Origin of the sequence: Plesiomonas sp. (assembly GCF_051650925.1) — a bacterium.
Taxonomy (GTDB): Bacteria; Pseudomonadota; Gammaproteobacteria; order Enterobacterales; family CAMTGL01; genus Plesiomonas.
Genome location: NZ_JBOFRH010000253.1, coordinates 1 through 10,303 on the forward strand (window position 1 = coordinate 1; position 10,303 = coordinate 10,303).

The 10,303-nt window shown below is 48.6% G+C and carries 12 protein-coding genes; 8 read left to right on the forward strand and 4 right to left on the reverse strand.

The features are described 5' to 3' along the window. Together ACRC27_RS06040 and hda are read left to right on the forward strand one after the other, a co-directional pair. A partial coding sequence (locus tag ACRC27_RS06040) for a hypothetical protein (RefSeq protein WP_438639423.1) occupies positions 1 to 419 on the forward strand: 419 nt, incomplete at its 5' end. Positions 420 to 501: 82 nt separating this feature from the next. Then, complete coding sequence (gene hda, locus ACRC27_RS06045; protein WP_438622853.1) at positions 502 to 1,203, forward strand: DnaA inactivator Hda; 702 nt, start codon at positions 502 to 504, stop codon at positions 1,201 to 1,203. Positions 1,204 to 1,300: 97 nt separating this feature from the next. Here the strand turns inward: hda and ACRC27_RS06050 are convergent, their stop codons facing one another. After that, complete coding sequence (locus ACRC27_RS06050; protein ID WP_438622817.1) at positions 1,301 to 1,768, reverse strand: DUF2069 domain-containing protein; 468 nt, start codon at positions 1,766 to 1,768, stop codon at positions 1,301 to 1,303. Positions 1,769 to 1,830: 62 nt separating this feature from the next. Next, complete coding sequence (locus ACRC27_RS06055; protein ID WP_438629841.1) at positions 1,831 to 3,345, reverse strand: beta-barrel assembly-enhancing protease; 1,515 nt, start codon at positions 3,343 to 3,345, stop codon at positions 1,831 to 1,833. Positions 3,346 to 3,463: 118 nt separating this feature from the next. On the opposite strand from ACRC27_RS06055, the gene ACRC27_RS06060 reads away from it, so the two are divergent. After that, entirely contained in the window at positions 3,464 to 3,685 is a 222-nt protein-coding gene (locus tag ACRC27_RS06060) for a hypothetical protein (protein WP_438622819.1), read from the forward strand. 24 nt (positions 3,686 to 3,709) lie between these two features. After that, positions 3,710 to 4,780: an AI-2E family transporter gene (locus ACRC27_RS06065; protein ID WP_438622820.1), complete on the forward strand. Its 1,071-nt coding sequence runs from the start codon at positions 3,710 to 3,712 to the stop codon at positions 4,778 to 4,780. 87 nt (positions 4,781 to 4,867) lie between these two features. Here ACRC27_RS06065 and bcp read toward each other — a convergent pair whose 3' ends face one another. Then, positions 4,868 to 5,338: a thioredoxin-dependent thiol peroxidase gene (bcp, locus tag ACRC27_RS06070; RefSeq protein WP_438629839.1), complete on the reverse strand. Its 471-nt coding sequence runs from the start codon at positions 5,336 to 5,338 to the stop codon at positions 4,868 to 4,870. A gap of 101 nt (positions 5,339 to 5,439) precedes the next feature. Further along, positions 5,440 to 6,018 (reverse strand): glycine cleavage system transcriptional repressor, encoded by a 579-nt coding sequence (locus tag ACRC27_RS06075; RefSeq protein ID WP_438622822.1) that lies wholly within the window; start codon positions 6,016 to 6,018, stop codon positions 5,440 to 5,442. 153 nt (positions 6,019 to 6,171) lie between these two features. Between ACRC27_RS06075 and dapA the strand changes: the two genes are divergently transcribed. From dapA to ypfJ, 4 genes are all read left to right on the forward strand, one after another. Further along, the gene (dapA, locus tag ACRC27_RS06080; protein WP_438622823.1) at positions 6,172 to 7,050 is read left to right on the forward strand and encodes a 4-hydroxy-tetrahydrodipicolinate synthase; all 879 of its coding nucleotides are present in this window, start codon (positions 6,172 to 6,174) and stop codon (positions 7,048 to 7,050) included. Between the two features lie 15 nt (positions 7,051 to 7,065). After that, positions 7,066 to 8,142, forward strand: coding sequence for an outer membrane protein assembly factor BamC (gene bamC, locus ACRC27_RS06085; RefSeq protein ID WP_438622824.1), 1,077 nt, complete (start codon positions 7,066 to 7,068; stop codon positions 8,140 to 8,142). 162 nt (positions 8,143 to 8,304) lie between these two features. Beyond that, a complete protein-coding gene (gene purC, locus ACRC27_RS06090; protein WP_438622825.1) occupies positions 8,305 to 9,018 on the forward strand; it encodes a phosphoribosylaminoimidazolesuccinocarboxamide synthase in 714 nt (237 codons plus the stop codon). A 473-nt stretch (positions 9,019 to 9,491) separates the two neighbouring features. Next, the coding region (gene ypfJ / locus ACRC27_RS06095) for a KPN_02809 family neutral zinc metallopeptidase (RefSeq protein WP_438639424.1) at positions 9,492 to 10,303 on the forward strand (812 nt) is incomplete at its 3' end.

Below are 10,303 nucleotides of genomic sequence, written 5' to 3' on the forward strand. Positions count from 1 at the left end.
CGTCGGCAGCGGCATTTGCACCTCAGGGAGATGCGATAGCGGCAGTGCCTGATGTTGCAACGGTTGGCGGTTATGCGGGAACGGCCAAAACCACCACGCCATCAGTGCCAACCCCTTCGGCAATATTACCGAGTATGAATTACCCCTCTACGCCGCTGGCAGAAAATCAGTATGCCGTGGTGGTGGCGGGGATCACTACGCCGGATCAGCTGGTTAATACCGGCAAAGCGTTGGCACAGATCAAGGCCTTTGGTGATGTTCAGATGATTGGGCTTGCAGGCAGTGAGGTTGAATATCATGTGCAACTCAAAGGGGCACTGACCGATGCTGAGCGTGAATTGGCGGCTAGCGGATCATTTAAAATGGATTCTGGCAACACAACGCAGAGAAAAGTACTAAAATATCAATGGGGATCGTAACAGATCTTTAGGTTGGTTCTCTCGTTGCGGTGAACATGGTAGACTTGGCAACAGTCTTAGCTAAGAGTGGACTCGAGTGGATCTGAATACACCGGCTCAGTTGTCGTTACCGATAAATCTTCCTGATGATGAAACGTTCTCTAGTTTTTATCCGGGAAAAAACCAGCAATTACTGGATGCGATCCAAGCACTGATCAGTGCCGAAAGTGGGGGATACCTCTATTTTTGGGCGCGTAAAGGCGCGGGGCGCAGCCATTTGTTGCACGCGGCGTGTGCCGAGCTATCGCAGCAAAATCAGGCGGTAGGATACGTTCCTCTGGATAAACGTGCCTATTTTGGCCCTGATGTGCTCGAGGGTATGGAGCATCTGGCTCTGGTTTGTATCGATAATATTGAGCTGATCGCTGATGATCCTGAATGGGAGTTGGCTATTTTTGATCTGTATAACCGGATCAGAGAGCAGGGGCAGACGCGTTTGCTGATCGCAGGTGATCAAGCGCCTCGTCAGTTGCAGCTGACATTACCTGATCTGGCTTCGCGCTTAGATTGGGGGCAGATCTACAAGCTATTTCCGTTGGCCGATGAAGACAAACTACAGGCATTGCAATCTCGGGCAAAATTGCGCGGGTTTGAGATGCCTGAAGATGTCGGGCGTTTTCTGCTTAAGCGGTTGAGCCGTGATATGCGTACGTTATTTGATACGTTAGATACGCTTGATCATGCCTCTATGGTGGCACAACGTAAGCTGACCATTCCTTTCGTCAAAGAGATCTTGTCTTTATAGCGTAATGCTGCCCGACGTTGTGCATGTTGCCCGAACTTATTCGGGTTACAGATTTTTTTCATGCTTCTGCCCCGAATTTGATGCTCAGTATGTAGCGTTAGCCCTGCTTTTTCTTTAACTTTAAGCCCTGCTCTTTACCGCGCTTGCGGGCAAACAGCAGATTAAAACAGAAGCTGCCACTGGTTAACAGTAGCTCGATGATACCAAACAGCCGTTCGCCCTCATCAATACTGATAATCGTCAGCGCATGAATAAAGTAAAGCATCAGCACGAAGTTAGCCCATGCGTGTGTGTACGCCTTTCCCTGCATAATGCCTTTTAACGGAAACAGCAGCGGAATACTCCAGCCGAGTGTCACCGCCCACGGGGCAACGTGCGGATGAGGAGATAACAGGGCATGCCACAATATTTGCCAAGCAAATAAGCCAAGCCAAAATAGGCGAGATGCTTGCCAAAAGCGGGCAGTATCGGCAGCCATGGGAACTACTGCAATTGCTGATGTTGATGTTATAGAACTCGGTGCGATAGTGTTCAGTGGTGAGGAAGTGCGGGTGCGGTGCGGCATACAAACATCCTGTTGTTATCAACCCGTTGCCGCACATTAAGCGGCGGCAACGGCTTCCTATTTTATGATTTGAACTTGCTGTAGCGGCTTTGCAGTTGGCGTAACTGATCTATACGAGCATCATAGCGTGCCTGTTTGAGGCTGTTGAGTGCCACCATTTTACTGGCCGATGAGAGCAGGCTAATCGCCTCTTCAAAATTGCCTTGTAATGCACTGTTTTCTGCTCGGGCAGCCAGTTCGGCATCTCGCTGATTTAAGCTGGCATACACTTCGGCAGAGAGGCCCCACGCATTCATATCTGTCGGGTTGGCAAAGGTGTAGCGTTCTAGCAAGCGAACGGCTTCCTGACTGCGGCCTGCTTTCAGGTACGTATTGGCCAGATTAAGCTGTAATACGGCGCTGTGCGGCTGGGCTTGCAGGGCTTTTTGTAAACGGCTGACGGCATCGGCACTGCGCTTTTGCTCGATATCAATATCGGTCATTAGATCGATATACCACAGATTATTCGGTTGCTGGCTGAGTAACGGTTGCAGCGCGCTTCTGGCTTGATCGAATTTACGGTTTTGATAACTGAGTAGAGCCTTGCCATATTGTGCGGCTGTTTTTTCCTGTGCATTGCCCTGCTTGAGTTGTTGATCAAGCATGGCGTTTGACAGTACCCGATCACCACTGCCGTACATACCCAGAAGACGAATTTTGGCCAGTTGAAAATCAAGTGAGAGCGCCGGATGGCGCTGTGGCATACTGCTAGCACGGGTTTGCGCTTCGGCCAGACGGCTTTCCGGCAAGGGGTGAGTCAGTAAAATTTCAGGTGGTTTGCTGGCATAGCGGTACTGTGCAGCCAGTTTTTCGAGAAAAGTGGGTGAGCCTTGCGGGTCAAAACCGGCCCGTGATAGCAGGGCGATACCGATACGATCAGCTTCTTGTTCATTGCCTTGTGTAAAAGAGATCATGTTTTGCTGTGAGCCGGCAAGGGTACTGCTCAGGGCTGCCATGCCCATTTGCGGGTTGGCCATCGCCAGCAGCATTGAGCCAATTGCCGCCGCCCAAGTTACTGGAGCGGAACGCTGTTGCTCTTCCATCGCACGCGCCAAATGGCGTTGGGTCACATGTGAAATCTCATGGGCCATGACAGAGGCCAGTTCACTTTCATTATCAGCCGTTAAAATCAAACTGGAGTGCAAAACAACATTGCCGCCAAAAAAGGCAAACGCATTTAGGTTGTTGTTACGGATGAGCAAAAAGTTAAACGGTGTGCGTACGGAGTCAGCTTGTTTGACCAAGCGCTCGCCAAGATTACTTAGATAGCTGTTCAGGAGCGGATCGTAAATCAGTGGTGCACTGCCGCGCATCTGGCGCAGATAGAAATCGCCAAGTTCGAGTTCTTGGTTGATACTCAGTACACTACCACCTGCGGTGCCGATATCAGGCAGATCTTGGCTGATGGCCTGATCAGTACTTAACCCCGGCAGTGTTTGTGGTAGAGCGGCGTAAGCTGACGGCAGCATAACACTGCTGTTAAATATAGCCGTGGTGAGAAGTGTGGCAATCACTGAGCGAGATAATCGGTGCATCATGATCTTCTCTTATACAATCCTTGGTTTACAGTAGACCCAGATCAGCACGGGAAGTTCTTCTGCTGATGGGTGCTCTCCTTTACAATATCGCCACATCTTACACTGTCAGCAAGATGTTATGGAAATGATTCAGATTGATTTACGCGCTCTGCGTTGCCCATTATTGCTTTTGCAGGTGAAAGCGGCCCTGCGAACTCACCCTGATGCCCGTTATATGCAGTTTCACCTTGCGGGATCTGCAGAGCTTACCGATATTACCCGTGTGGTACAGGCTGCCGGTTGGCGCGTGTCTCATTACCATGAATCTCAGGCCGTTGTCGTTGAAATTGAGCGGGCATGAGCGTTCACAAGGAGTTTGTTGTTCATGTTGGATGTTTTGTTACGTTGGTATCGTCAGCGTTTTTCTGATCCGCAGGCGGTCAGTTTGGCACTGATTTTACTGCTTGGATTTGGCACGCTGTATTTTTTCAGTAGCTTGATTACTCCGCTACTCGTGGCACTGGTGCTGGCTTATCTGCTTGAGTGGCCGGTGACCCGTTTGGTCAAAATAGGGCTGCCACGTACCGCTTCGGTTGCGGTAGTGATGTCTGCTTTTGTCGGTATCATGTTGGTTTCTTTGCTGGTATTGGTGCCAAACCTATGGCAACAGTGTGCCAATTTAGCGCGTGATATTCCGGCCATCTTGAATAAATTTCATGACTATGTAGGTTCGCTGCCTGATCACTACCCTGATTATATTGATTACTCGATGATTGATACCCTGACTTCCAGCTTGAAAGATAAGTTTCTGGCGGTAGGGGAATCGGTGCTTAAGTTGTCATTGGCCTCACTGGTGAATCTTGTCGCGCTGGCCGTGTATTTAGTGCTTGTTCCTTTGATGGTATTTTTTCTGCTCAAAGACAAAACCCAGATGTTTACTGGCGTGATGCGTTTTCTGCCCAAAAACCGCTATCTGGTTGGCAAAGTGTGGACCGAGATGAATCAGCAGATCACCAACTACATTCGTGGGAAAGTGATAGAGATTATGGTGGTCGGTATTGCCACCTATCTGACATTTATCTTCTTTGGTTTGAATTACCCACTGCTGTTGGCGGTGCTGGTCGGGCTATCGGTCTTGATCCCCTATATTGGTGCGGCATTGGTGACGATTCCGGTGGCACTGGTGGCGTTATCACAATGGGGGCTTTCAACCGAATACTGGTATTTGCTGGTGGCATATCTGGTGATTCAGGGGCTAGATGGTAATGTGCTGGTGCCGGTGCTGTTCTCGGAAGCTGTGAACCTGCATCCGCTGATGATCATTATTTCCGTGCTGGTTTTTGGCGGGCTCTGGGGTTTTTGGGGGGTATTTTTCGCCATTCCGCTGGCTACCCTTATTAAGGCTGTGGTTAATGTCTGGCCTGCGGCAGAAGAGCCGCCGATGGAAGTGGCATAAACACTTTTTTGAAGCGGATAATGTTGAATCAGGTAATAAAAAAAGGGCATCTCATGCCCTTTTTTGTTTTATCTAGCGGGAAGCCGGTTATTGCGCAGTGGCAAGATAACTGAGTACGGCCTCGTGGTGATCTTTGGTTTTAAAGCTATCAAACACGTGAGCGATGACCCCGTTTTCATCAATTAGAAAACTGATGCGGTGAATACCATCATACACTTTGCCCATAAACTTTTTCTCACCCCAGACACCAAACAGCTCAGCAACCTGATGCTGTTCATCCGATAACAGCGTGAAGTTCAGCATCTCTTTTTCGGCAAACCGCGATAGTTTTTCCGGCTTATCCGTACTGATACCGAGAACATCAACGCCGTAGGCTTTTAGCTCACTGCTACTGTCACGCAAGCCACACGCCTGTACCGTACAGCCGGGCGTCATCGCTTTGGGATAAAAGTAGATCAGTACTTTTCCGCCTTGATAATCGCTCAGGCTAATCTCTTCACTGTCTTGATCAAGCAGAGTAAATGCAGGGGCTTTATCGCCAACCTTGAGTGTATGCATAACGTAATAATCCTTGCTGCGATGATGGATTTTTCTTTATGGTGTCATCAAGTGAACTGACGAACAACTTACTTTTTTATGAATATAATCAATTAATTAATTCAGCGGTTCAGCGCTTGTTGCGTGGTATCTGGTTGTGAGTGAACCACCACATTGATAGCGCCCTGAGCCCCTAATTTTTGACACAATGCGTGAAAATCATCAATCAATGTTTGCTGTTTGGGGGCTGAAATGTGGCTGTGCGCTGCAATTTGAATACTCAACAACGGTGCAGCATGCGGGCGTGCTAAGGTTTTTGAGGCTAACTCGGCAATATCTAGCTGACGTGAGGCAAAAAAGTCAGTGAACTTTTCGATGATGTGCGCGGAGTCATCAACATCAATTTGTACCCAGACGGTGGCCGGATAAGGTGGTTTTGGATTGCATTCAGTTCGCTTCATCACGATCATCAAATCAAGTTCCGCACCGGCTAACGGCAAAGTAGATTCAATGCGTGCAATCGCATTCCAGCTACCAGAGAGCAGCATAATGAAGGTGAACTCACCACCGAGCAGCGCAAGCCGGCTGTCTTCTATATTGCAATCGCAACTGCTGACATGCCGGGTGATGGTGTTCACAATGCCCGGCCGATCAGCGCCGACAGCAGTGAGAACCAAATAATGTGCTTGAGGTTCCTGCACGAGAATTCCCCCTGAAAGAGTTGATTATTGCATGGTAACACAAAATTTTTCGTTTCTGCGGGGCAAAACGCAACGAGATTGGTGTTGTGTTGCTTGCATTTGTGCGCCAGTAAAAAGTACCATGATCAGTCAAAACTCAAGGGGGAAAATCAGATGTTTTCAGGAAGCATTGTAGCACTAGTAACGCCACTGGATCAGGCCGGAGAGGTTGATTATGCAAGCCTGAAAAAGTTGGTGGAGTATCATGTCAGCAGTGGCACAAATGCAATTGTTGCTATGGGAACCACCGGTGAATCAGCAACCTTGAGTGTGGAAGAGCATATTAAGGTCGTCCTGAAAACGCTAGAGTATGCCAATGGGCGTATTCCCGTGCTCGCAGGCACAGGCGCAAATGCCACTGCAGAAGCGATTACACTGACGAAAATGTTTAACGATACCGGTGTCGTCGGCTGCTTAAGTGTTACGCCATACTATAATAAGCCAACCCAAGAGGGGTTATTCCGTCATTATAAAGCCATTGCAGAGCAGACAGACTTGCCGCAAATTCTTTATAATGTACCGGGCCGTACTGGGTGCGACTTGTTGCCAGAAACGGTTGCGCGTCTGGCTCAGATCCCCAATATTGTGGCACTAAAAGAAGCGACCGGTGATATCGCGCGGGTTAAACAAATTCATGCGCTAACTGGCCCTGACTTTGCTTTGCTCAGTGGTGATGATGCATCAGCACTCGATTTTATCCGCGAAGGCGGTTGTGGCGTGATTTCGGTGACCGCCAACATTGCGGCTGCCGACATGAGTAAAATGTGTGAATTGGCATTGGCCGGTGATTTTACTGCTGCACAGGCAATTAATGAAAAACTGATGCCGTTGCATCATGAGCTGTTTATTGAGTCCAACCCGATTCCGGTGAAGTGGGCTTGTTATCGTTTAGGTATGATGAGTGGTAACATGTTACGCTTGCCACTGTTGCCGTTGAGTGATGCTGCAACGCCGCGTGTTGAACAGGCACTGTCTGCGGCAGGTTTACTCTAATTTTTGGGAGTTGGAATGGCTCACTTGTTTAAGGGCACTGCGGTGCTGAAAAATACACTGTCAGTGAAAAGTGTGCTCGGGTTATCGTTGGTGATGGCGTTAACCGCCTGTTCATCTGACGGTGGCCGTTATAAACGTGAAGTAAATGGTAACGACAGTTATCTGAATATCCCCGCTTCCGATACGCTGGTGTGGCCAGCAGGTGTTTCGGCTCCGTTGGCCTCGAATGATTATTTGATTCCGGCTGCTACGCAAGGCGCAGTAGGCAAGCAAATTGATATTCGCCCGCCTGTACAGGTGATGCCATTGCTCAATGGTGCACGCACCCAGCTTGATGGTGATACTGCCGTCGCGGTGCTTGAATCACGCGTATATTCTGCGGCCAGTTTGTGGGGCAATCTGCTCAATACGCTGCAACGTGAGAAAATCACTATTGCTGCACAGACTCCGGCAGATATGACACTCACCACAGATTGGGTGAGCTGGATGCAAGGCTCTGACAGTGAAACTGTGCGTGCCCGTTACCAGATTAGTGTGAAAGGTGAAGGCTATAATACCCAGCTGATCAGCCGTCTGACAGATTTGCAAGACAGTACTGGCCAGAGTATTGCTGTTGCAGCCGACCGTTCTCGCTACAGTGCAATGATGCTCAACCGTATTATGATGAGTATGGATGAGCAGAGCCGAGTACAAGAAGCGGCTCGTGTAGCAGGTCAGAGTGGTGGTATGCCGGTGGCTGCCGGACAGGACAATACGGGTTTACCGGTGTATGTCGTCCGTGCCGGATATGACAGTGTTTGGGCGCGCTTGCCAGATGCACTGGCAAAAATTGGCTTTAGCGTTGATGAGCGTAACCGTCCTCAAGGTCAGTTGACATTATCGTATAAAAATATCGGTGATGAAGGCTGGAAAGCGCTGGGCGCAACCGACCCTGAACTGTCGCGCAGTGCTTATAAGCTGCAAGTCGGTGATTTGGGCAACCGCACCACAGTGGCACTGACGGATGCCGATGGCAAGCCGCTGTCTGACAGCACCTTCAACGCCTTACTGCCGGCGATGCAAGCTGCATTTGGCAATGGTGTAAATCCATAATCGTTATTATCAAAAGGGGCTTAGGCCCCTTTTTTGTTCTTGAATTTTACTATTGAAATTGTATGCCCGCGATACGCTGTACTGCGCTAACGGGGGCATTGATACCGTGTTGGATCTTATTGAACCACCTTCAATCATTGAAATGGACATGGAGTAGTAACAATGCAGAAGCAAGCTGAACTGTATCGTGGTAAAGCAAAGACCGTTTACAACACCGAAAATCCAGACTTTCTGGTTTTGGAGTTCCGTAATGACACCTCTGCTTTTGATGGTCAGCGTATTGAGCAGCTTGATCGTAAGGGAATGGTAAATAACAAGTTTAACTATTTCATTATGACCAAACTGGCTGAAGCGGGTATTCCAACCCAGATGGAGCGTCTGCTTTCTGATACCGAAGCTTTGGTGAAGAAACTGGATATGGTGCCGGTTGAGTGCGTGGTGCGTAACCGTGCGGCAGGTTCACTGGTACGCCGTTTAGGTGTGCAAGAGGGCATGGAGCTGACTCCGCCAACCTTTGAGATGTTCCTGAAAAATGATGAGCTGCATGATCCTATGGTCAATGAGTACCACTGCCGTTCATTTGGTTGGGTCAGTGATGAGCATCTTGATCGCATGAAAATGCTGAGTTTTCAGATTAACGATGTACTAAAAGCGCTGTTTGCCGATGCAGGTTTGATTCTGGTTGATTACAAGCTGGAGTTTGGTCTGTTCCATGGAGAGATCGTTTTAGGTGATGAGTTCTCACCAGATGGTTGCCGTTTGTGGGATAAAGACACACTGAAAAAGCTGGATAAAGACCGTTATCGTCAGGGCTTAGGTGGTGTGGTTGAAGCGTATGAAGAAGTGGCTCAGCGTTTAGGTATTGTGCTGGCGTAACCCGCTTTTTTTACCCTGAAAAGCAATCGTTTACGTGTCTTTTTTAGGGGGGATCAGGGCAGATACTGAAAGGTACTTGCCCTGATCCTGTTTTGTGAGCACTTTTTAGGATACTTACAGTTAATTCATTGAGTTTATTGATTCGGGCCTTATTTTTTCTCATCTCATCTCATCTCATCTCATCTCATCTCATCTTATTTTTATGTCTGCCATGTTTGAGCCCCACCGCTGTAATGATGGTTGTACTCATTATTTATTATGAAGTGACTGTATCGGTGGTTGTTTAAAACAGAGTGTGACAGATGTAATAGTACAAAATAGAGGCAAAAATAGCCGTAAATGCCTACGCTTTAACCTGTTGATAGCGGGTATGTAGATGTGACGTTGTTGAGACGTTACCCTGTATGCATGAGAGTGTATATAGGTGGCGATGTTGTGCTGTTTAGCTCAGCAAAACTGCCGCAGGAGGCTGTATGCGTTGGCGTGATAAGCGAGAAAGTTCAAATGTAGAAGACCGCAGAGATGATCCGGCCGGTAATGGCATGGGTGGCCGTGGTATGGGCGGAAGGTTTCCTGTTGGTGGTGGCAAAGGCCGTATCATTATTTTACTGATAGTGATTGGCGGGCTGTTTTTTGGTGTTGATTTAACCGGATTACTCGGCCCAGGAAATGGGCTTTCCGGCATGTTGCCCGCTGATGATGTGCAGTCTATTCCGGTTTCACCTCTGCCACCTTCAGGCTCGGTTCAGCCGATGAAAAAAACTACGCCAGATGATGAGCTGGCTAAATTTACCTCGGTCGTCTTGGCCTCAACCGAAGATGTTTGGGGTCAGCTATTTCAGCAAAGTAACCAGACATACCAGCAACCGCGTTTGGTGTTGTACCGCAATATGACAGGTACCGGCTGTGGTGCAGGGCAGGCGGTGATGGGGCCATTTTACTGTCCGGCAGATAAAACCGTTTATATTGACCTGTCTTTTTATCAGGATCTCAAAAATAAACTGGGTGCGCCGGGAGATTTTGCCCAAGCCTATGTGGTGGCACATGAAGTCGGCCACCATGTGCAGCAACAACTGGGTATTGAAGCGAAAACCCGTCGGGCACAAAAGGGTATGAGTGAAGCGAAGGCGAATCAGTTGTCCGTTAAAATGGAGCTGCAAGCCGATTGTTTTGCCGGTGTTTGGGCATATTACATGCAAAAAGATCAATCACTGGAAGTGGGCGATATTGAAGAAGCGCTGAATGCAGCTGAATCAATTGGTGATGATCGCTTGCAAAAGCAAGC

Bases quoted from the DNA above. Each gene is read 5' to 3' on its own strand.
- ACRC27_RS06050 (WP_438622817.1), bottom strand. From the start codon at position 1,768: ATGCCGCACCGCACCCGCACTTCCTCACCACTGAACACTATCGCACCG.
- purC (WP_438622825.1), top strand. From the start codon at position 8,305: ATGCAGAAGCAAGCTGAACTGTATCGTGGTAAAGCAAAGACCGTTTAC.
- ACRC27_RS06055 (WP_438629841.1), bottom strand. From the start codon at position 3,345: ATGATGCACCGATTATCTCGCTCAGTGATTGCCACACTTCTCACCACG.
- ACRC27_RS06065 (WP_438622820.1), top strand. From the start codon at position 3,710: ATGTTGGATGTTTTGTTACGTTGGTATCGTCAGCGTTTTTCTGATCCG.
- ACRC27_RS06060 (WP_438622819.1), top strand. From the start codon at position 3,464: ATGGAAATGATTCAGATTGATTTACGCGCTCTGCGTTGCCCATTATTG.
- bcp (WP_438629839.1), bottom strand. From the start codon at position 5,338: ATGCATACACTCAAGGTTGGCGATAAAGCCCCTGCATTTACTCTGCTT.
- dapA (WP_438622823.1), top strand. From the start codon at position 6,172: ATGTTTTCAGGAAGCATTGTAGCACTAGTAACGCCACTGGATCAGGCC.
- bamC (WP_438622824.1), top strand. From the start codon at position 7,066: ATGGCTCACTTGTTTAAGGGCACTGCGGTGCTGAAAAATACACTGTCA.